This is a genomic window from Kitasatospora sp. NPDC101155 (genome assembly GCF_044768305.1).
In the GTDB taxonomy this organism is placed as follows: domain Bacteria; phylum Actinomycetota; class Actinomycetes; order Streptomycetales; family Streptomycetaceae; genus Kitasatospora.
The window spans coordinates 1-19,543 of record NZ_JBIWPN010000058.1 but is presented as its reverse complement, the minus strand read 5'-3'; the positions used below and the strand labels follow the sequence as shown (position 1 = coordinate 19,543).

General features: G+C 74.3%; 21 protein-coding genes and 1 pseudogene. 15 read left to right on the top strand and 7 right to left on the bottom strand.

Annotated elements, in window-relative coordinates:
• Positions 1-220: 220 nt before the first annotated feature.
• The 3 genes from ACIRYZ_RS40695 to ACIRYZ_RS40685 form a co-directional block, all read right to left on the bottom strand.
• Complete coding sequence (locus ACIRYZ_RS40695) at positions 221-676, bottom strand: hypothetical protein (protein ID WP_402953690.1); 456 nt, start codon at positions 674-676, stop codon at positions 221-223.
• A 71-nt stretch (positions 677-747) separates the two neighbouring features.
• The gene (locus ACIRYZ_RS40690) at positions 748-2,214 is read right to left on the bottom strand and encodes an ATP-binding protein (RefSeq protein ID WP_402953689.1); all 1,467 of its coding nucleotides are present in this window, start codon (positions 2,212-2,214) and stop codon (positions 748-750) included.
• A gap of 17 nt (positions 2,215-2,231) precedes the next feature.
• Positions 2,232-3,080, bottom strand: a complete 849-nt coding sequence (locus ACIRYZ_RS40685) for a CBS domain-containing protein (protein ID WP_402953688.1) — start codon at positions 3,078-3,080, stop codon at positions 2,232-2,234.
• Positions 3,081-3,250: 170 nt separating this feature from the next.
• Between ACIRYZ_RS40685 and ACIRYZ_RS40680 the strand changes: the two genes are divergently transcribed.
• The 9 genes from ACIRYZ_RS40680 to ACIRYZ_RS40640 are packed head-to-tail and all read left to right on the top strand — an operon-like array spanning position 3,251 to position 10,863.
• Positions 3,251-3,715 (top strand): hypothetical protein, encoded by a 465-nt coding sequence (locus ACIRYZ_RS40680; RefSeq protein WP_402953687.1) that lies wholly within the window; start codon positions 3,251-3,253, stop codon positions 3,713-3,715.
• Complete coding sequence (locus ACIRYZ_RS40675; RefSeq protein WP_402953686.1) at positions 3,688-4,608, top strand: hypothetical protein; 921 nt, start codon at positions 3,688-3,690, stop codon at positions 4,606-4,608. The genes ACIRYZ_RS40680 and ACIRYZ_RS40675 overlap by 28 nt, the downstream gene beginning before the upstream one ends.
• Complete coding sequence (locus tag ACIRYZ_RS40670) at positions 4,595-5,995, top strand: V-type ATPase 116kDa subunit family protein (RefSeq protein ID WP_402953685.1); 1,401 nt, start codon at positions 4,595-4,597, stop codon at positions 5,993-5,995. The genes ACIRYZ_RS40675 and ACIRYZ_RS40670 overlap by 14 nt, the downstream gene beginning before the upstream one ends.
• On the top strand, positions 5,992-6,408 hold the full coding sequence (locus ACIRYZ_RS40665; protein ID WP_402953684.1) for an ATP synthase subunit C: 417 nt from the start codon (positions 5,992-5,994) through the stop codon (positions 6,406-6,408). The genes ACIRYZ_RS40670 and ACIRYZ_RS40665 overlap by 4 nt, the downstream gene beginning before the upstream one ends.
• Positions 6,409-6,419: 11 nt before the next feature.
• A complete protein-coding gene (locus ACIRYZ_RS40660) occupies positions 6,420-6,629 on the top strand; it encodes a hypothetical protein (RefSeq protein ID WP_402953683.1) in 210 nt (69 codons plus the stop codon).
• A complete protein-coding gene (locus tag ACIRYZ_RS40655) occupies positions 6,626-7,156 on the top strand; it encodes a hypothetical protein (protein ID WP_402953682.1) in 531 nt (176 codons plus the stop codon). Before ACIRYZ_RS40660 ends, ACIRYZ_RS40655 begins: the two co-directional genes overlap by 4 nt.
• The gene (locus ACIRYZ_RS40650) at positions 7,149-8,870 is read left to right on the top strand and encodes a V-type ATP synthase subunit A (protein ID WP_402953681.1); all 1,722 of its coding nucleotides are present in this window, start codon (positions 7,149-7,151) and stop codon (positions 8,868-8,870) included. Before ACIRYZ_RS40655 ends, ACIRYZ_RS40650 begins: the two co-directional genes overlap by 8 nt.
• Positions 8,867-10,243, top strand: coding sequence for a V-type ATP synthase subunit B (locus ACIRYZ_RS40645; RefSeq protein WP_402953680.1), 1,377 nt, complete (start codon positions 8,867-8,869; stop codon positions 10,241-10,243). Before ACIRYZ_RS40650 ends, ACIRYZ_RS40645 begins: the two co-directional genes overlap by 4 nt.
• Positions 10,240-10,863: a V-type ATP synthase subunit D gene (locus ACIRYZ_RS40640; protein ID WP_402953679.1), complete on the top strand. Its 624-nt coding sequence runs from the start codon at positions 10,240-10,242 to the stop codon at positions 10,861-10,863. The genes ACIRYZ_RS40645 and ACIRYZ_RS40640 overlap by 4 nt, the downstream gene beginning before the upstream one ends.
• A 133-nt stretch (positions 10,864-10,996) precedes the next feature.
• Here ACIRYZ_RS40640 and ACIRYZ_RS40635 read toward each other — a convergent pair whose 3' ends face one another.
• Complete coding sequence (locus ACIRYZ_RS40635) at positions 10,997-11,800, bottom strand: slipin family protein (RefSeq protein ID WP_402953678.1); 804 nt, start codon at positions 11,798-11,800, stop codon at positions 10,997-10,999.
• A 198-nt stretch (positions 11,801-11,998) separates the two neighbouring features.
• On the opposite strand from ACIRYZ_RS40635, the gene acsA reads away from it, so the two are divergent.
• The 6 genes and pseudogenes from acsA to ACIRYZ_RS40605 form a co-directional block, all read left to right on the top strand.
• Complete coding sequence (gene acsA, locus ACIRYZ_RS40630; RefSeq protein ID WP_402953677.1) at positions 11,999-13,789, top strand: acetate--CoA ligase; 1,791 nt, start codon at positions 11,999-12,001, stop codon at positions 13,787-13,789.
• On the top strand, positions 13,786-14,808 hold the full coding sequence (gene pdhA / locus ACIRYZ_RS40625) for a pyruvate dehydrogenase (acetyl-transferring) E1 component subunit alpha (protein WP_402953676.1): 1,023 nt from the start codon (positions 13,786-13,788) through the stop codon (positions 14,806-14,808). Before acsA ends, pdhA begins: the two co-directional genes overlap by 4 nt.
• Positions 14,805-15,797 carry an alpha-ketoacid dehydrogenase subunit beta gene (locus ACIRYZ_RS40620; RefSeq protein ID WP_402953675.1) on the top strand — a complete coding sequence of 331 codons (993 nt, stop codon included), beginning with the start codon at positions 14,805-14,807 and terminating at the stop codon, positions 15,795-15,797. Before pdhA ends, ACIRYZ_RS40620 begins: the two co-directional genes overlap by 4 nt.
• Before the next feature lies 1 nt (position 15,798).
• Positions 15,799-17,133, top strand: a complete 1,335-nt coding sequence (locus tag ACIRYZ_RS40615) for a 2-oxo acid dehydrogenase subunit E2 (protein WP_402953674.1) — start codon at positions 15,799-15,801, stop codon at positions 17,131-17,133.
• A complete protein-coding gene (locus ACIRYZ_RS40610; RefSeq protein WP_402953673.1) occupies positions 17,130-17,372 on the top strand; it encodes an acyl carrier protein in 243 nt (80 codons plus the stop codon). Before ACIRYZ_RS40615 ends, ACIRYZ_RS40610 begins: the two co-directional genes overlap by 4 nt.
• Positions 17,373-17,656: 284 nt before the next feature.
• A pseudogene (locus ACIRYZ_RS40605) lies at positions 17,657-17,899 on the top strand (universal stress protein); the annotation flags it as partial.
• 108 nt (positions 17,900-18,007) lie between these two features.
• Here ACIRYZ_RS40605 and ACIRYZ_RS40600 read toward each other — a convergent pair.
• The 3 genes from ACIRYZ_RS40600 to ACIRYZ_RS40590 form a co-directional block, all read right to left on the bottom strand.
• A complete protein-coding gene (locus ACIRYZ_RS40600) occupies positions 18,008-18,541 on the bottom strand; it encodes a flavodoxin family protein (RefSeq protein WP_402953672.1) in 534 nt (177 codons plus the stop codon).
• 92 nt (positions 18,542-18,633) lie between these two features.
• The gene (locus tag ACIRYZ_RS40595) at positions 18,634-19,107 is read right to left on the bottom strand and encodes a universal stress protein (RefSeq protein WP_402953714.1); all 474 of its coding nucleotides are present in this window, start codon (positions 19,105-19,107) and stop codon (positions 18,634-18,636) included.
• Between the two features lie 100 nt (positions 19,108-19,207).
• A partial coding sequence (locus ACIRYZ_RS40590) for a universal stress protein (protein ID WP_402953671.1) occupies positions 19,208-19,543 on the bottom strand: 336 nt, incomplete at its 5' end.

Here is a 19,543-nt window from a genome sequence, read left to right as displayed (position 1 = left end):
CTGGACGGAGGTTGCGGGAGTCCGAACAAGGGCGGCCACCAGGCTCCGGGAAGCGGATCCGATCGGGCAGCAGGGTCGACAGGTCCTCCGGCCAGGGCCGATCCGCACCCCGCAAGAGAGCCCCAGACGGACCGGCGGACGGTGGCCGACGGCCCCTGTTCGCTCGCCGGCGCAGGGCTCGGGGCGGAGCTGACGGGCGGCCCAGGTGGTTCGGGCGGTCTCAGCCGACGATCTCGCCGTCGCAGTCCGGTCCGCACCGGCGCGGGTGCTGGTAGCAGAGGTACCGCAGGCAGCCGAGGCAGACACTGATGTTCTCCAGCCGCCAGCTGTCGAAGTGGCAGGAGCAGCGCGCCCTCTCCGCCAGCATGGCGTCCCAGCCCCGCGTTCCACCGATGGCGTCGAAGGCATGCCGCACGTAGTCCGCCGTCGTCCCGTCCAAGGCCTCATGGTGCCGTTCGGCGGCCAGGAACCAGCACTGAAGGGCGAAGAACGCCTTCCCGTTCGCCAGCCAGCGACCGTCCCGGCCGCTCTCCTCCCAGGTGCGGGCGAGCGCCTCCACCCGCCGCGCGAACGGCCACGACGCGTCCAGGAGGCGGGAGTTCCCGTCCGGTAACACGCCGGCTGCCTGGAGCGGCGTCTCGACATCCTGCCCGCGGTGCTCGATCTTCTCGTTCACCACGACATCGCAGCGCGTCGTCAGTCCGCAATCAAGACCCGTCAGGCCGGGGCGCCCGAGCGTCCGCCGGGTCAGGCCTCGTGGTGGAGCCGACCGGGATCGACGAGGATCAGCTCACCTCGGTTCGCCGCCGCGCGGAGCCCGGGGCCGAAGCCGGCCGCGCCGTAGCAGGCGGGCCGGGCGCGGCTCACGTCCTCGCCGTGTGCCTCCAGTTCCGCCACGATCTGCTGGAGTTGATGGAGGTGGCCCAGGTCCATGACCTCGTTCCAGCGGACCAGCCCGACCGACAGCAGGGCACCGGACCGGCCGCGGCCCTCGTCGCGGACCACGACCTCCGCGTCCCGCACCCCCGGTAGGGACCCGGGAGCGGCGGTGACCAATTCCCTCGCGCCGAAGGTGCCCGCCGCGGCGAAGCCAGCCGCCCACTCCCGGCACACTTCGGCGAAGTGTCGCTCCAGCAGCGAGGATTCGAAGGGCGCGCGGGCCGAGCGCCAGACCTCGGCGGGGTCCTGGCGCTCGAACGCGGCCCGGTGCGGCCGGATGACGGCGTGGTCGAAGGCGAGCAGCGGTTCTGTGATCCGGTAGTGCGTGACCCCTGGTCGGAACGCGTCCGAAACGGCCGCGACGAGACCGCGCTCCTTGAGCATGACGAGCACGCGCGGTACGTGGGTCTCCGGACCGCGCAGCCAGCGGCCGATCGCGCCCGGGGTGGAGCAGCCGGCCGCGAGTGCGGCGAGCACGGAGTGGCAGAGGGCGCGGTCCCAGCCGTCCGGCTCCTGCTCGATGAGGTGCCCGGCCCGCCAGAACAGCGGCAGTCGGGGGTCGAGGACGGTCCGGCACACCCAGGCGTCGAAGTCGTCCGGGCCAGCGGGGGTGTCCGGGCCTCCGGGGTCGTAGCGGAACGCCGGACTGGAGCCCACGACCGCATGCACTCGCAGTGCGAGCAGCGGGTCGGTGACGCCCCACATCAGGGCTCCCTGGCGGAAGTCCGGTGGCCGGAGCTCCAGTTGGAGATCGGCGGGCGTCGTCGCGGCGTCGAAGAGCCGGTGCATCACGGGCATCGCGCTGCCGCAGAGCAGCAGCCGCACCCGATTGGGCCGGTCCGCGCGGCCCAGCCTCCGTAGCTCCACGTTGAGCTCGGCCGGCAGGGTGGGACTCTGCCGAACGAGTTCGGGGAACCCGTCGAGGACGACCGTGGTCGGCCGCACGGTCCCGAGCGCGGTGAGCGATTCGAGCGCCTGCGCCCACGTGTCCCAACACTCCGGGTAGGGGGCACCGAGGTGGCGGGCCAGCTGGTCGCCGAGGTGGCGCAGGGATTCGGCCGCCGTGGCCTCCTGGGCCCCGAAGTAGAAGCCGCCCGTGGCCCGGGCCAGTTCGTGCAGGAGGAACGTCTTGCCCTGGCGGCGGGGCCCGGTCACGATGCCGACGGCCGGACCGGACCGTGGGTCGGTGACGAAGGCAGCGAGGGTCTCCCACTCGGCCACGCGGTCGAACAGCGTCGCGGGCCGGGGCACCGTGGTGACGGCAGCGGATCGCACGTGGGCCGTCCCGCGATTCAGGCCGCGCTGAGGTGGTCGAGAACGTCGGCGACGTCGTCCATGTCCCGGACCTCCGCCAGGAGCCGGGGAATGCTCTCCCGGTCCAGCCGGCCGGTCAGGTCGACGACACCGTTGCGGACCGTCACCTCGACCGTCCCCTGCGGCAGGTGGAACTCGCGGGTGAGGATCCGGGACGCGATCTCCTCGCGGATGTGCTCGTCGTCCCGGACGAGGGCGCTCAGTAGCGCGGCTCGCCGGACGACACCCACGAGCCGCCCCTGCCAGTCGGCGACCGGCATCCGCTTGAGCCGCCCGCGCGCGGCGGTCAGGGCGGCCTCGGCGACGGTCGTGCCGGGCCGGACGGTGATGGCGGGTGCCGTCATCAGGGTGGCGGCCGTCTCGCCCTGGGCCTTGTGTTGCAGGCCGCGATCACGCAGCCGGTCGATCGGGCCGGACGGATGCTCCATCGCCTCGACGGCGGCCTTCGCCAGCAGATCGGACTCCGAGACCACGCCGATGACGCGCTCCTTCGCGTCGACCACCGGCACCGCGCCCACGTGCTCGCGGACCAGCGTCCGGGCCAACTCCGTGAACGGCAGGTCGCCCGACACCGCGACCGCCGGCACGTCCATGACATCGCGCACCCGCAGGACCGGCGCGGGGCCGGGCTCGTCCGGCACAGCGGCGGCCTCCGACGTGGCCGGTTCTGGTTCTGATTCCCTGGCCCGGGCGGCGGAGATGCCCGCGACGGCGCCCAGGTAGCGCAGCAGCATGTCCTGCCGCTGCGGCTCCTCGGGGCTCCAGGCCTTGCCGGGAACGGATCGGCGGGATTCCGTCCCGGCGGAGAAGTACTCGTGCTCGCTCATGGTGTGGGCCTCCCTAAGGTGCTCCCCACCTTCGAGTCTTGGTCCGGTGCGCCGTCGCCGCTTGTGCCGGTCGGCCCCAAGCTCCCGGCGGACGGCCCAATCCGGGGCGACAGCCCGGCGCACTGGCCGGATGCTGGAGGAAGGGAAGTCGGATCGGCTGGAGGGCTCGCATGGTGCGGTTCCGGGACTTCCTCGCGCGGTTCCGCCCGGTCGGCACGCCCGGTGCACCCACGGCCGGCGTGCCCGCCGACCGGGCCGCCGAACTCGCCGCAGAGCTGGAGCAGCCGCTCGACGGGCTGGAGCAGGCCCAGGCCGAGGCGGCGGCCATCCGGGCCGAGGCGGCGGCGGAGGCCGAACGCATCCGGCAGGAGGCCGCCCGGAACGCGGCCCGGATCCTCGAACTCGCCCACGCCCGGGCGCCGCGGGTCCGCGCGGAGGCCGCCGCCGCGGCCGGGCACGCGGCATCGGCCAGGGCAGCCGAACTGGCCGCCGACGCGGAACAGGCCGCGGACCGGATCCGCAGCCGGGCCCACGAGCGGATGCCCGCGCTGGCCGACCGGGCGGCGGCACTGGCGCTGGAACCGGCCGATGACCCCGGGAGGCACCGGTGGCAGCAGGCTGGGTCGGCGGAGTGACCAGGGCCCGGGGACTGCTGTCCCGCTGCCTCGGCCACCGCGAAGCCGGGGAGCTGGCGGCGGGCACGCTCACCGAGGCCGTACGGTGGCTGGCCGCGACGCCGTACCGGCGCTTCCTCCCGCCGGACCCTGACCTGGCCGAGGTGCAGTGGGCGGTCTCCGCGACCCTGTTGTGGCATCTGAGGGTCCTCGCGGGCTGGCTGCCCCGCAGCGGGGCGCAGGCCGTACGGACCCTCGCCGCCGGCTTCGAGACCGCCAACATCGAGGACCTGCTGCGCTCCTTCACCGGCCCGGCCCCGCGCCGGCCGTACGCGCTCGGCGCGCTGGCGACCGTCTGGCGCCGGGCCGCCCACGCGCGCACACCGGAGGAACTGCGCGCGGCCCTGGCGGCATCGGCATGGGGCGACCCCGGGGGCGCGGATCCGGCGACGATGGCGGTGGCCCTGCGCCTGTCGGCCGCCCACCGGGTCGCGGACGCCGTGCCGCCCGCCCGCCGGTGGGCCCAGGGCCGGGCCGCCCTGCTGACGGCGCGAACGGTGTTCGTCGTCGGCCGCCCGCTCCCCGGGAACGCCGGCCGGCAGGCGGCGCGCCTGCTCGGGCCCGGGGCCGTGGCCGCCGCGTCGTTCGAGGAGTTCCGCCGCGCGCTGCCGGCGGACGCGCGATGGGCGCTGGACGGAATCGAGACCCCCGGCAACCTGTGGCGGGCCGAGACCCGGTGGTGGACGGTCGTCGAGCGGGAGGGCCGTGACCTCCTGCGCGCTGCGCAATACGGTCTTCCGCCCGTGGTGGGGGCTGTCGCGGTGCTCTCCGCGGACGCCTGGCGGGTGCGCGCCGCACTGGAACTGGCCGCGCACGGCGGCGCGACCCCGGAGATGGCCGATGCGTTGGGCTGAGGCGATGACGCCGGTGCGCATGCAGCGGGTGGCGATCGTCGCCCCGAGCACCACGCTGCGCGAGACCCTCCTGCTGGTCGCCGACGCGGGCTGCGTCGAGGTCGACCGGATCGAGGACGCCGCCCCGGGCCCGGCGGGCCGACGGCTCCACCGGCTGCCCGCCGGGCCGCGGCAACCTGCGGCCCTTTCCGGCACCTCACCGGATCTCGACCGGCTGGAACGGGAGGCGAGGCTGGACCTCCTCGTGGGCGAGGCCCAGGTCGAGGAGAGGACGGCGAGTGCCGTCCACCGGGGCGAGGTGGCCGCGCTCGCCGGATGGTGCCCGGCGGACCGGGTCGCCGGGCTCGCGGAGACGCTGGCCGCCACCGGCGGCGGCCTGGTGCCCCTGCGCACACCGCGCGGCGTCGACCCGCCCACCCTGTTGCGCGACGGAGGACCGCTCCGCCGCGCGTTCTCGCCGCTCGTGCGCACCTACGGCACGGCGCCGTACCGGGACCTCGACCCGACCTGGCCGGCCGGGATCGCGTACGTCGTGATGTTCGGCCTCATGTTCGGCGACGTTGGCCACGGGGCGTTGCTGCTGCTGGCCGCGCTGGTGCTGCGGAGCGGACGGCCCCGGCGGCTGGCGCGGCTGCGCCCCGTGTGGCCGTTCCTGGCGGGGGCCGGGCTCTGCGGTGCGCTGGCGGGCGTGGCGTTCGGGGAGTTCTTCGGGCCGACCGGGGTGCTGCCGGTGCTGTGGCTGTCGCCGCTGGACCAGCCGGGACGGCTCCTGGCGGCGGCTGTCGGCCTGGGCGGGGTGCTGCTCGCCCTCGCCCATGTGGCCGGTGGGGTGAACCGGTGGCGCGAGGGCGGTCCGGCGAGAGCGCTGTACGCGACGTCCGGGGTGGCGGGCCTGGCGCTCTTCCTTGGCCTGGGGGCCGTCGGTGGCGGCGCGTACCTGCGGTCGCCCGGGCTCGCGGCGGGTGGGGCGGCGCTCCTCCTGGCCGGGCTCGGGCTGGCCGGCGCGGGCCTGTACGGCGCGAGTGCGGGCGGAGCCAGCGGTGTGCTGCAGACGGCCGTCGAGCTCTTCGACGCCGTCCTGCGGCTCTTCGCGAACACGGTTTCCTTCTCCCGCCTGGCCGCCTTCGGACTCACCCACGCGGCGCTCGGACAGGTGGTGTGGCGCGGCACCGCCGCGCTGGCGGGACACGGCTCCTGGGGCCTGCCGGCGGCCGCGCTGCTCTTCGCCGTCGGCACCGCTCTCACCTTCACGCTGGAGGCGCTGGTGGCCGGGATCCAGGCGCTGCGGCTGGAGTACTACGAGCTGTTCTCCCGCGTCTTCCAGAGCCTGGGGCGGCCGTTCCGCCCCTGGCACGTGCCTGTCCTGCGTACGGAGGTGCCCCGGTGATCTCCTGGCTGATCGCGCTGCCGGTCCTCGCCGCCGTGCTCGGAGCGGCCCGGCTGCTGGCCCGTCGGCGCGGGAGGGCGGCCCTGCGCTGGCTGCTCGGCATCAACGCCGCCGTCCTGGCCGGCGCGCTCGCCCTGCTGGTGACCGTGCTCGCCGACCCCGCCGGTGCGGTCGGGTCGGCCGCCGCGACGGGCTCCGGCTCGGGCTCGGCGGCGCTGATCGGGGCGAGCATCGCGGTGGCCGGGGCCTCGATCGGCGCGGCGATCGCCGTCGCGTACACCGGCGCCGCGGCCATCGCCGCGCTGAGCGAACGGCCCGAACTCTTCGGCCGGGCGATGGTGATCGTCGGCTTGGCCGAGGGCATCGCGGTGTACGGGCTGGTGGTGGCCATCCTGCTGATCGGGAAGGCCTGACGGTGGGCGGCGTGGTCGCCATCGGGGCGCGGACCGAGGTGGCCGGGCTGGCCCTGGTCGGCGTCACCGTGCTCGCCGCCGAGCGGCCGGAGGAGGCCGTGGCCGCCTGGGCCGCGCTGCCCGAGGGTACGGCGCTGGTCCTGGTCGGGCGGGCGGCGGCGCGGGCGCTCGGCCCGGCCAGGCTGGACGCCACAGAGCCCTTGACGGCGGTGCTGCCGTGACCGGACGCGAGGCGCTGGCACCTGTCCGGGCCGAACTGCTCCGTGCCGCGCGGGCCGATGCCGAGCAGGCGCTCGCCGAGGCCCGTCGCGAGGCCGAGCGCGCTCTCGCCGCCGCCCGCGCCGAGGCGGGGGCCGTACTGGACCGGGCCGCCCGGGCGGGGACGGAGGAGGGTGAGGCCGCCGCTGTGGCGGAGACCGCCCGGGCCGCCCGCGCGGCCCGGGCGCGAGAGCTGGCGGCCCAGGGCGAGGCCTACGCCGAGCTGTGCCGCCGGGTGGCCGAGCGCGTCCGGGAGCGGTACGAGAGCGAGCCCGGTGCGGCGGAGCGGCTGGCCCGGCGGGCCCGGGACCTGCTCGGACCGGATACCCGGATCACCGCCCACCCCGACGGTGGACTGCTAGCCACTGCCCCCGGCCGCCTGGTTGACCTCGGACTGCCCGCGCTCGTACGCCGCGCGCTCGACCGGCTCGGCCCGGAAGCAGGGACGCTCTGGCAGCCGGACGACGGCGACGGGAGACCGGATGGTTGACCCGGGCGCGTCGAGGATCCTGCGGGTCGCCGGTCCGCTGGTCGAGATGGCCTGCGACGGCGGCGTCGCCATGCACGACGTGGTGCTGCTCGGCCCGGAGGGCCTGCCGGGCGAGGTGGTGGCCATCGCCGGGGATGTGGCGAGCGTGCAGGCGTACGAGTACACGGGAGGGCTGGCTGTGGGGCACCCGGCCCGCCCGACGGGCCGGCCGCTGCGGGTACGGCTCGGCCCGTGGCTGCTCGGCGGCGTCTTCGACGGCCTTCTGCGCCCGCTCACCGGAGCCGGCGACTGGCTGGTCCCGGGCAGCGGCTCCGGGGATGACCGGCGTACCTGGCGCTTCGTCCCCGCGGCGGCGCCGGGCGACGAGGCCGTGCCGGGCGCCGCCTTGGGGGAGTGGGCCGGGAGATCGGTGCCGCTGCGGGTCCTGGTGCCGCCGGACGCGTCCGGACCAGTGGAGCGCATGGCGCCGGAAGGACCGTACGGGGCGGACGAGGTGCTCGCCGTGGTGGGCGGCGTGCCGGTCCGCGCCGGTGCCGAGTGGCCGATCCGCCGGCCCCGGCCCGTCCGGGACCGGCTGGACGCCGCCGAGCCGTTGCACACCGGCCAGCGGGTGATCGACCTGCTCTTCCCGGTCGCCCGGGGCGGGACGGTCGCGGTGCCCGGCGGCTTCGGCACAGGGAAGACCGTCCTGCTGCAGCAGATCGCCAAGTGGTGCGACGCCGACGTCATCGTGTACGTGGGCTGCGGCGAGCGGGGCAACGAACTGGCCGACGTGATGGCGGAGTTCGCGGAACTCGACGACCCGAGGACCGGTGGCCGACTGGCCGACCGGACGGTGGTGGTCGCCAACACCTCCAACATGCCGATGATGGCCCGGGAGGCGAGTGTGCACGCGGGGGCGACGGTTGCCGAGTACTTCCGCGACATGGGCCTGGACGTCGTGCTGATCGCCGACTCGACCTCCCGCTGGGCCGAGGCGCTGCGCGAATTCTCCTCCAGAATGGGCGAGTTGCCGGCCGAGGAGGGCTACCCCGCCGACCTCGCCTCGGAACTCGCGGCGTTCTACGAACGGGCCGGCGCGGCGCGCACCCTCGGCGGCGCCCGCGGGTCGGTCACCGTCCTCGGCGCCGTCTCCCCGCCCGGCGGGGACCTGACCGAGCCCATCACCGCCCACACCGAGCGCTTCGTCCGCGGGCTCTGGACGCTCGACCGCGAACTCGCCTACGCCCGGCACTATCCGGCCGTGTCGTGGTCCGGCTCGTTCGCCCGCGACGCCGCCGCGCTCGGCGCAGCGCACGCGCGGGCGGGGGACCCCGCCTGGGCCGAGCGCCGCGCACGCGTCACCGCGCTGCTCGCTGAGGCGGATCGGCTGGCCGACCTGGTGGACCTGGTCGGCATCACCGCGCTCCCGGGGCCCGAGCGGGTCAGCGTGCTCGCCGGACGGCTGGTCCGGGAAGGCCTGCTCCAGCAGAGCGCGCTGTCGGCGCACGACGCGTACTGCCCCCCGGAGAAGACGGCGGCACTGGCGGACGCCGTGCTCGCGGTGGTCGCGCGGTGCCGGGAGCTGGTCGATGCCGGCACACCGGCCGAGACGGTCGAGGAGACCGACTTCACCCCGCTGCTGCGCGCCCGCGAGGAGGCCGGGCCCCGGGACACCGACGCCGTGGCCGTCGGCTGTGCGGCGGTGCTCACCGCGCTCGGGGAGCCGCGGTGACGGACTCCGGCGAGGTCGAGTTCACAGACGTGCGGGAGCTGCGCGGGCCGCTCCTGGTGGTGGGCGGTGTGACCGGCGTCGGATGGGACGAGTTCGTGGAGATCACCCTCGGATCGGGCGAGCGGCGCCACGGTCTGGTGCTGGACGTGGACCGTGACCTCGCGGTGGTGCAGGTCCTGGAGGACACCGCGGGCATGGACCCGGCCGCCACCCGGGCCTCGTTCACCGGCGGCCCGCTGCGCGTCCCGGTCGGTCCCGCGTGGCTCGGCCGGGTGTGCAACGGCAGAGGGGAGCCGATCGACGGCGGTCCGCCGGTTCTCGGTCCCGCGTCTGCGGCGGTCAGCGGCGTCCCCCTCAACCCCGTCCGGCGAGAGCCGCCCGCCGAACCGGTGCTGACCGGGGTCGGGGCGATCGACGTGCTCACCACGCTGGTGCGCGGGCAGAAGCTGCCGGTGTTCTCGGCGGCCGGGCTGCCCCACCTCGAACTCGCCGTGCAGGTGGCCGCCCAGGCCGTCAGCGGCGGCGAGGCCTTCAGCGTGGTGTTCGCCGGCATGGGCCTCACCCACGCGGACGCGGCCTTCGTCCGGGACGGGCTCGCCGGGCGCTCCGGCACCGGGGAGCTCACGCTGCTGCTGAACACCGCCGACGACCCGGTGATCGAGCGACTGCTCACCCCACGCATCGCCCTCACCGTGGCCGAGCACCTCGCGTTCGAGGGCGGACGGCACGTCCTGGTGGTGATGACCGACATGACCGCGTACGCCGAGGCCCTCCGTGAGGTGTCGGCCGCGCGTGGAGAGGTGCCCGCCCGGCGGGCCTACCCGGGGTACCTCTACAGCGACCTGGCGTCCTTGTACGAGCGCTGCGGCCGGGTCCGGGGTCGGCCCGGCTCGGTCACCCTCCTTCCGGTGCTCACGATGCCGGCCGGGGACATCACGCATCCGGTGCCCGACCTGACCGGCTACATCACGGAGGGCCAGATCGTGCTCTCCCGCGAGGCGCACGCGCGCGGGGTGTACCCGCCGGTGGACGCGCTCTCCTCGCTCTCCCGGCTCATGCGCAAGGGCGCAGGGCCGGGCCGGACTCGGTCCGACCACCTCGACGTGGCCGCACAGCTCCTGGCCGCGCTCGCGAGGGCCCGGCAGGTGCGCGAACTCGCGGACCTGGTCGGCCGTTCGGCGCTGAGCCCGACCGATCTGCGTTACCTCGACCTGGACGAGGTCTTCCCAGCGAGGTTCCTCGCCCAGGGTCCGGACGAGAACCGGCCGCTGGCGGAAGCCCTGGACCGCGCTTGGGACGTCCTGCTCACCCTGCCGCGCAGCCAGCTCGCCATGCTGCCGCCCGAGCAGCTCGACGCGCACGGTGCGTCATGACGGTGCGTCGGCAGACCCCGCCGGGCCGGGCGGCCCGGTTGCGGCTGCGGCACAGCCTGGACGTCGCCCGGCGCGGGGCCGACTTGCTCGACCGCAAGCTGCGGGTGCTGCTGGAGAGGCACGGGCAGCTGAGGCAGGACGAGGAGGCGGCCGAAGCGCAGTGGCGGGAGCGGATGGCGGAGGCGGAGACGTGGCTCCTGCGCGGCCTGCTGGTGAGCGGAGAGGGCGCGCTGGCCGCGGCGGCGGTGGCCGATCGGGCGGACGTGGTCGTCGAATGGACCGTCTCCATGGGGGTACGCCATCCGTCCGGCGTCTCCTGCACCGACGCGGTCCGGGCCGCGCACGAGCCCGCCCCAGGCAACACCGCGCTGGTGCACGCTGAAGCGGCCTACCGCGAGGCGGTCCGAGCGGCCGCCGTCTACGCCGCGCACCGGACGGCAGCCCGGCTGGTGGGGGAGGAAGCAGCCCGCACTCGCCGTCGGGTCCGGGCCCTGCGCCGGCACTGGATCCCCCGGCTGGCCGCCGAACTCGCCGCCGTGGAGCAGGCGGTGGAGCAGGCCGAGCACGAGGACGCGGTCCGCCGCCGCTGGGCGGCGGACCGGACGCGTGGTCAGGCGTAACGGTCGCGGTCAGGTGCGGCGGTCACGAACGATCACCACGGGGCACCGCCCAGGGCAGGGCGCGGCGGGACTGCTCGGATCCTCCCCCAGCCTGCGGCCGGGGCCCCATCGCCGACAAGGATCGTGTGGTCGGTCATGACGTCGTTCCCTCGTCCATCCGGGCCGTGGGCTTGAGCGAAGTCCGCAGGGGCGCCGCGCCGTCGTGGTCAGCCCTGGCCGGGGCGCGTTCCTCCGCGACGAAGCGGGCCAACGCCCGTGCGCTGTCGAGGAACTGGGCCGGGAAGACGATGGTGGAGTTCTTTTCGGCGGCGATCTCGGCCAGGATCTGCAGGTTGCGTAGCTGGAGGGCGATCGGGTGGTCCGAGATGACGTCGGCGGCCTCGGCGAGGCGGCCAACGCTCAGGGCCTCGCCCTCGGCGGCGATGATCTTGGCGCGCTTCTCGCGTTCGGCCTCCGCCTGCCGGGCCATCGCCCGCTGCATGCTTGGTGGGAGCTCGATGTCCTTCAGCTCCACGACCAGGACGAGGACGCCCCACTGCTGCGTGAGGCCGTCGAGGATCTCCTTGATCCGCTCGTTGAGGGTCTCGGTGTCGGTGAGCACCTGGTCGAGCAGGGAACGCCCGACCACGTTGCGGACGGTCGTCTGGGCGATCTGTCCTATCGCGCTGCCAACGTCCTCGATCTCTACGATCGACTTCACCGGATCCACCCGGCGGAAGTACGCGACCGCCGCGACGCCGATGGACACGTTGTCCCGGGTGATGATCTGCTGGGACGGGATCGGCATGGTCACCGTTCGCAGGGTGACCTTCCACATCCGGTCCACCAGCGGGATCATGAACCGGATCCCGGGGTTGCGGATCCCGCGCAGCCGGCCCAGCCGGAACACCACCCCGCGCTCGTACTGCCGTACGACGGCGACTCCCAGATTCGGCACGGCGGCCACCTCCTCGAAGCATCGGCACCTCCAGCCTGGCCCGCCGACGGTCGACGGAGGTTGGGTCGATCGGCCCTGACGGACCGGGGCGAACGGGCACCGATGAGCGGCCGGACGCCGTCTCGCGGAGGTCCGGAAGCCGCCGGACGATGGGGGGAGCGGGCCCGGACACCGGCCCGCGGTCCGGAAGGAGCCGCCGTGGACGGCGACGTGGTCCAGGAACGTGCACCGGGGGCGGTAGCAGGCACGGGCGGCGACCGGACGCCCGGGCGCGACCCCGTCTGGGAGCGGGCCCGGGCGCAGCTCGACGGGCTCCCCGGACGGCGCGGGCTGAACATCGCGTACGAGGCCGTCGACCGGCACGTGGCGGCCGGACGCGGGGACAAGGTCGCACTTCGCTGCATCGCCGCGGACCGTACGGTCACCCCGGTCTCGTACGCCGAACTCGCCCGGCGCAGCAACCGCTTCGCCAACGGGCTGCGGGCCCTTGGGATGCGGAGAGGGGACCGGGTCGCCTCGCTGCTCGGCCGCTGCCCAGAGCTGTACGTGTCCGTCCTGGGGACGCTGAAGAACACCTCGGTGTTCTGCCCGCTGTTCCCCGCCTTCGGCCCGGCGCCGGTGGCGGAGCGGCTGCGGCTCGGGGAGGTGCGGGTCCTGGTCACCACTGCGGAGCTGTACCGCCGCAAGGTGGCGGATGGACGCGACGGGCTGCCCGGCCTGGACCACGTCCTGATCGTCGGCCCGGGTGCCGGAGACCTGCCCGGGGCCATCGCGTTCGAATCCCTGACGGCCGGCGCGTCCGAGGACTTCACGATCCCGGAGACCGACCCCGAGGACATGGCGCTGCTGCACTTCACCAGCGGGACGACCGGCACCCCGAAGGGCGCGGTCCACGTCCACGAGGCCGTGGTCGCCCACCACGCGACCGCCGCGCTCGCCTTGGACCTCCGGCCGGATGACGTGTTCTGGTGCACCGCCGACCCGGGCTGGGTGACCGGGACGTCCTATGGGATCATCGCGCCGCTCACCCACGGGGTGACCATGGTCGTCGACGCGGGCGAGTACGAGGCCCGACGCTGGTACGGCATCCTGGCTGAGCAGCGGGTGAGTGTCTGGTACACCGCGCCGACCGCGATCCGGATGTTGATGCGGATGAGCCCTCGGGGCAGCCCGCCGGACCTGCCCCGTTCCTTCGACCTTTCGGCGCTGCGGTTCGTCGCCAGTGTCGGCGAGCCGCTCAATCCCGAGGCGGTGCGCTGGGGGCCGGAGATCCTGGGCCTGCCGATCCACGACAACTGGTGGCAGACCGAGACCGGCTGCATCATGATCGCCAACGTCGCCGGCACCGAGATCAGGCCCGGCTCGATGGGACGGCCGCTGCCCGGCGTGACGGCCGGCGTCCTTGCCCGCGGGCCGAACGGGCGCGCGGAGGTCCCCGACGGCCGGGTCCGGGTGCTGGACGAACCGGGAGCGGAGGGCGAGCTGGCCCTGCGGCCCGGTTGGCCGTCCATGTTTCGCGGCTACCTCGGCGCCGAGGAGCGCTACCGTACCTGTTTCGCCGACGGCTGGTACCTCACGGGGGACGTGGTCCGGCGTGACGCCGACGGCTACTACTGGTTCGTCGGGCGGGCGGACGACGTGATCAAGTCAGCCGGGCACCTGATCGGCCCGTTCGAGGTCGAGAGCACGCTGATGGAACATCCCGCGGTGGCCGAGGCAGGGGTGATCGGCCGTCCCGACCCGGTGGTGGGGGAGGTTGTCAAGGCCTTCGTCTCGCTCAAGCCCGGGTTCGAGGCGGGCGACCGACTCGCCCGGGACCTCACCGCGTTCGCCCGGCGGCGGCTCGGCCCGGCCATCGCCCCGCGCGAGATCGCCTTCGACCAGCACCTGCCGAAGACCCGCAGTGGCAAGGTCATGCGGAGGCTGCTGCGGGCCCGTGAACTGGGCCAGCCCGAGGGCGACCTGTCGACCCTGGAGGAGACGACATGACCCGCCGAACCGTCGCGAACCCCCACCGCAGCAGCCCCAGGCCACCGGTCGGCCTCGAACACCGGCACGACCTGCTGCGGGAGATGCTGCGCATCCGCCGCTTCGAGGAGCGGTGCGTCGAGCTCTACAGCGCCGGAGAGATCCGCGGCTTCGTCCACCTGTGCATCGGCGAGGAGGCCGTGTCCGTCGGCGTCCACCAGGCGCTCACGCCCGAGGACTCGGTGGTCACCACGTACCGCGAACACGGCCACGCGCTGGCCAGAGGCATTCCCATGGCGGCGGTGCTGGCCGAGATGCTCGGCCGGGTCACCGGCTGCAGCCGGGGCCGGGGCGGGTCGATGCACCTGTTCGACGTCGGCCGCCGGTTCTACGGCGGTCACGGAATCGTCGCCGGGGGCATCCCGGTGGCGGCCGGTCTTGCCCTGGCCGACCGGATGCGCGGTCTGCCGAACCTGACGTGCTGCTTCTTCGGCGACGGCGCGGTCGCCGAGGGCGAGTTCCACGAAACCGCCAACCTTGCCGCGCTCTGGGATCTGCCGCTGCTGATGGTCTGCGAGAACAACCTGTACGCCATGGGCACCCCGCTGGCCCGTGAGCATGCCCAGATCGACTTGGCCGCCCGGGCCGCCTCCTACGGGATGGTCGCCTGGGCCGTGGACGGCATGGACGTCCTCGCCGTCGAACGGGCCGTCCGGCGCGCGGCGCAGGCCGTTCGGGAGGGAGTCGGCCCGTACTTCCTCGAACTGCGCACCTACCGCTTCCGTGCGCACTCCATGTACGACCCGGACCTCTACCGCGACAAGGCCGAGATTGAGCGGTGGAAAGAGCGAGACCCGATCACCGTCCTCACCGACCGGATGCGCGCCGAGGACGGTTTCGACGACGCCGGGCTCGAGCTCGTCGAGAAGGAGGTCGCCGAGGAGCTGGAGCGGGCTCTGGAAGAAGCCGGGAAGGGCGGGCTGGAACCTCCGGAGGACCTGCTGCGCTTCGTGTACAGCCCGGCGGGGGAACGGCCGTGACCGGGGCGAAGGCAGCTCGGGAGCCGACCTACCGGGACGCGCTCCGGGAGGCGCTGCGCGAGGCCCTGGCGGCCGACGAGCGGGTGTTCCTGATGGGTGAGGACGTCGGGCGGTACGGCGGTGCCTTCGGCGTCAGCCTCGGACTGCTCGGCGAGTTCGGACCCGGCCGCGTCCGCGACACACCACTGTCCGAGTCGGCCTTCGTGGGCGCCGGCGTCGGCGCGGCCATCGCCGGCCTGCGGCCGATCGTCGAGGTGATGACCGTCAACTTCAGCCTCCTCGCCCTGGACCAGATCCTGAACAACGCCGCGACGCTGCTGCACATGTCCGGCGGACAGGTCGCCGTGCCGCTGGTGATCCGGATGACCACCGGCGCTGGCCGACAGCTCGCCGCCCAGCACTCGCACAGCCTCGAAGGCTGGTACGCCCACATCCCGGGCATCCGGGTGCTGGCCCCGGCCACCCTGGAGGACGCCCGGTACATGCTGGCGCCCGCGCTGGCGGATCCCGATCCGGTGGTGATCTTCGAACACGGCTCGCTCTACAACGTCACCGGCACGCCGGACCCGGGCGCCGCTCCGGTGGACCTGGACAGCGCCGCTGTCCGCCGCGCCGGGAACGACGTCACCCTCATCACCCACGGCGGCTCGCTCGGCAAGGCCCTGGAGGCCGCCGAGCGGCTGGCCACGGACGGCATCGAGGCCGAGGTCGTCGACCTGCGGACGCTCCGTCCGCTGGACGACGCGACGATCCTGGGCTCCGTCGCACGGACCCACCGGGCCGTGGTCGTCGACGAGGGCTGGCGCACCGCAGGGCTGTCGGCCGAGGTCGCGGCGCGGATCGCGGAACAGGGGTTCTACGATCTGGACGCGCCGGTGGAACGGGTGTGCGGGGCCGAGGTGCCGGTGCCCTACGCCCGGCAGCTGGAGGAGGCTGCCCTTCCGCAGGTCGCGGGCATCGCGGCGGCGGCCCGGCGGGCGGTCGGTTGAGATGGCCGAGTTCACCATGCCCGCACTCGGCGCCGACATGAACGAGGGGACGCTCCTGGAGTGGCTGGTGGGGCCGGGGGACCAGGTGGCTCGCGGCGACATCGTGGCCGTGGTCGATACGGCCAAGGCGGCGATCGAGGTCGAGTGCTTCGAGGCCGGCACGGTTGAGCGGCTGTTGGTCGAACCCGGGACGACGGTCCCGGTGGGCGCCGCTATGGCCGTCATCGTCACCGAGAAGCCCGAGCCAGAGCCTGTGCCCGAGCCGGAGCCGGCGCGGGCTGGCGGCTCGGGGGTCACACCGCTTGTCCGACACCTGGCCGAGGACAGCGGGGTTGACCTTGCCGCCGTGCACGGGACCGGACCCGGGGGGCGGATCACCCGGGCCGACATCGTGGCCGCGGTGCCGGGCAACCGGACCGGGAAGCGGCGGGTGGCGCCACGGCGACCGACCCCCGGTGCGCAGGCACCGCCGTCCGGGGCCCGGGTCCGGGCGACGCCGCTGGCCCGGCGGGTCGCGGCGGAGGCCGGGCTCGACCTCGCGACGGTGACGGGAACGGGCGCGGACGGGGCGGTCCGCGTGTCCGACGTCCGGGCCGCCCTTGGCACGGCGTCCCCGCCCACGCCCCCGGCACCGTCCCTGGAGAGTGCGCGGACACGGACCACATCGGACCGTCAGCAGGCGATGCGCCGGGCCGTCGGCGACCTGATGGCCCGCTCCAAGCAGGAGATCCCGCACTACTACCTCTCCACTACTGTGGACCTCTCCGCCGCAATCGACTGGCTTCGCGCGCGCAACCGTCAACTCCCGGTGTCCGAACGGCTGGTGCCCGCCGCTCTGCTACTCAAAGCCGCGGCCCTGGCGGCTCGCGAGGTGCCGCAGCTCAACGGCTTCTGGACCGACATCGGCTTCGTCCCCGCGCCTGTCGTTCACCTCGGCGTGGCCGTCGCACTGCGTGGCGGTGGGCTGGTCGCACCGGCCATCCACGACGCCGCCGAGCTGTCGCCAGCCGAGCTGATGGCGCGGCTGCGGGACCTTGTGACCCGGGCGCGCGCCGGGCGGCTGCGCGGCTCCGAGACCTCCGACCCGACGATGACCGTCACGAGCCTGGGCGACCAGGGAGTGGAGGCCGTCTTCGGTGTCATCTACCCGCCGCAGGTCGCGCTCGTGGGTCTCGGCAAGATCGTCGAACGACCCTGGGCCGTCGACGGCATGCTCGGCGTTCGCCCGGTGGTCACCGCCACCCTCTCCGCGGACCACCGTGCCAGCGACGGGGCGACCGGCGCCCGCTACCTGGCGGTGCTCGACCGGCTGCTGCAGAAACCGGAGGAGCTGTGAACCACGACCAGGCCCTGGCCCTCCTCCAGGAGGTGCTGACCGAGATCGTCCCGGACGCGGACTTCGGGCGGATCGGGCCGGACACCGACCTCCGGGAGGCGCTCGAACTCGATTCCATCGACTTCCTCACCCTCGTCGAGCGGCTGTCCGAACGGGCGGGGTGCCGGATCGACGAGGACGACTATCCGCGCCTGACCACCCTCGCGGACGGCGCGGCCCTCCTGGCCGAGCGCACCTGAGTGCGCAGCCGGACGCCGCTCGGCCCCGTCACCGGGGTCGTCCGGTCCTATGGACGGCGGTGCGGAGGAGCGAGCCTGGCCGTGAGGGGTGGCGCGCGGAGCACGTGGTGAGACCCGGCAGGCCTGACCGGTGCGACAGCGTGCCGCGAACAATCGCTACGGCTTGATTGCGGACGCCCAGTCGTGACCGAACCAGTCATCGTCGGCGTGGACGGCTCCGGACTGCGCGTCGTCCATGTGCTGCGCACCTGGGAGCACGACATTCCGTTCCACCCGTCGGGGGCGTGGCTAACATCCGCGACCGCGGTGCCGACACCGTGGCCGAGGCCGTGACCATCGCGAAGGAGAACGCGCCTGGCCTCGACGTGTCGCCCGAGCTGATCATCGGGCATCCGGCGGCCGTCTTCGTCGAACAGTCCAAGCAGGCGAGCGCGGTCGTGCTCGGCGCCCGGGGCGAGGGCGGGCTGGGCAACATCCTGCTGGGAGCGGTGAGCCTCCAGGTCGCCGGTCACGCGGCGGCCCCGGCCCTCGCGGTGAGGTTCAGTGGTGGGGCGCCGAACGCGGCTACGACGGCTGGTGGCGGGGCGCTCGGGTGTCTCCGAGGAGGCTCCCGTTCGGGGAGGGGGTCAAGCCGGTCAGACCAGGCCGGCGCCCCAGGCGCGGGCGCGGTCGAGTTCGCCGGTGCGCAGCGGGCCGTCGGTGCTTTCCACGATGAAGCCCTCGGGCTCGGCGACCACGTCGTAGTGGTGGCTGGAGAGCCGGTGGGCGATGCCCTCGGCGGCACCGCCGGCCCCGGGCGTGGCGACACGGGTGTCAAAGGCGGCGGCATAGGTGCCCGGTTCGGTCTTCGGCAGGTCGTGGAACCAGGAGCGCAGACCCGGTCCCTCGGCGGTCTCCCGGGCTTCGGCAGCGGCGTCCTCGTGTCCCTCCTTGCGGTTCTCGGACACGGCGGCCATCCGGCGGCTGAGTCCGGAGGACATGCCGCGCAGGTGCGTCGGTCCGCCGACCACCAGCAGGTCCGCGGACCGGGTGAGGGCGGCGTCGACCTCGGCCACCGGCATGCAGTCGACGGCCGCCTCCGGGTCGGCCTGGTGGACGCCCTCGGCGATCGCCTCGGCGATCTCCCGGGTGTTGCCGTACATGCTTTCGTACACGATCACGGTGTGCATGGTCTCCACCTTTCGTCATTCTCAGGATCGCGCCGGGAGCACCGTCCTGGCGCGGGCCGTTCGGCCCGGATCGGGCCGCCGGAGGGTCCGGGTCAGGCGTACGGGACGACCGCGACGGGGCAGCGGACGTGGTGGATGACGGCGTGGGCCACCGGGCCGAGGTGGGCGCCGAGCGGTAGCCAGCGGGTGCGGCGGCCGACGACGAGCAGCCGAGCCGACCAGGAAACCGTGGACGGCGTCCAGCCCGCGTGAGCCGAGCACCAGGAGGGCGGCCGCAGCCCGGCGGCCTCCAGCGCCTCGGCCGGTTCGGTGCGCACGTGCGAGGAGGTGACCGGAAAGCCGGTTCCAATGGCGCTCAACGCGCTCAACTCCACCTCACAGGCAGCCAGTTGCTCCATGTTGCGACGGTAGGTCTCGTCGCTCCCGGCCACGTCCCGCGCCGGCCAGGGCCACGCCTGGAGGAGTACGAGAGAACACCTGCGACGCTGCGCCTCGCGGACGGCCCACTCGGTGGCGGCAAGGCTTTCGGGCGAACCTCCCCCAGTCTTCGGCCGGGGGACAGTAATCCGACGACGACGGGAGGGTTTATGGCGCGATCCTCGACCCCGTATCGGCGGGAGTGACAGCGGCTGCCTCTCGGCGTTGGTTCGCTTCGGTGCGAGCGCTTCAGTGCTTGGGAATGGGCACGATCGCGATCGGGCATTGTGCGCGGTGCAGCAGGCCGTGGGGGACGGAGCCGAGCCGCATGCCGGTGAAGCCGCCCTGCCCGCGGCGGCCGACGACCACGGCGAGGGCGTGCTCGGACGCGGCGCCCAGCTCCTCGACCGGGTGGCCGTGCACCAGTTCGTGGGTGACGGTCACGTCGGGGTGGCGCTCGTGCAGGTCGGCGGTGGACTCGAGGAGCAGTTGGCGCAGGGTGTGTTCGGTGGTGGTCTCGTCGAGGTTGCCGACCGGTGGGCGCTGCCACGCCCAGACGGCGCGCAGGGCGGCGTGTCGTTCGGC

Excerpts from the sequence above, each read along its gene's own strand:
- ACIRYZ_RS40650 (WP_402953681.1), top strand. The coding sequence starts at position 7,149 with ATGGTTGACCCGGGCGCGTCGAGGATCCTGCGGGTCGCCGGTCCGCTG.
- ACIRYZ_RS40615 (WP_402953674.1), top strand. The coding sequence starts at position 15,799 with ATGGCCGAGTTCACCATGCCCGCACTCGGCGCCGACATGAACGAGGGG.
- ACIRYZ_RS40670 (WP_402953685.1), top strand. The coding sequence starts at position 4,595 with ATGCGTTGGGCTGAGGCGATGACGCCGGTGCGCATGCAGCGGGTGGCG.
- ACIRYZ_RS40600 (WP_402953672.1), bottom strand. The coding sequence starts at position 18,541 with ATGCACACCGTGATCGTGTACGAAAGCATGTACGGCAACACCCGGGAG.
- pdhA (WP_402953676.1), top strand. The coding sequence starts at position 13,786 with ATGACCCGCCGAACCGTCGCGAACCCCCACCGCAGCAGCCCCAGGCCA.
- ACIRYZ_RS40680 (WP_402953687.1), top strand. The coding sequence starts at position 3,251 with ATGGTGCGGTTCCGGGACTTCCTCGCGCGGTTCCGCCCGGTCGGCACG.
- ACIRYZ_RS40685 (WP_402953688.1), bottom strand. The coding sequence starts at position 3,080 with ATGAGCGAGCACGAGTACTTCTCCGCCGGGACGGAATCCCGCCGATCC.
- ACIRYZ_RS40640 (WP_402953679.1), top strand. The coding sequence starts at position 10,240 with ATGACGGTGCGTCGGCAGACCCCGCCGGGCCGGGCGGCCCGGTTGCGG.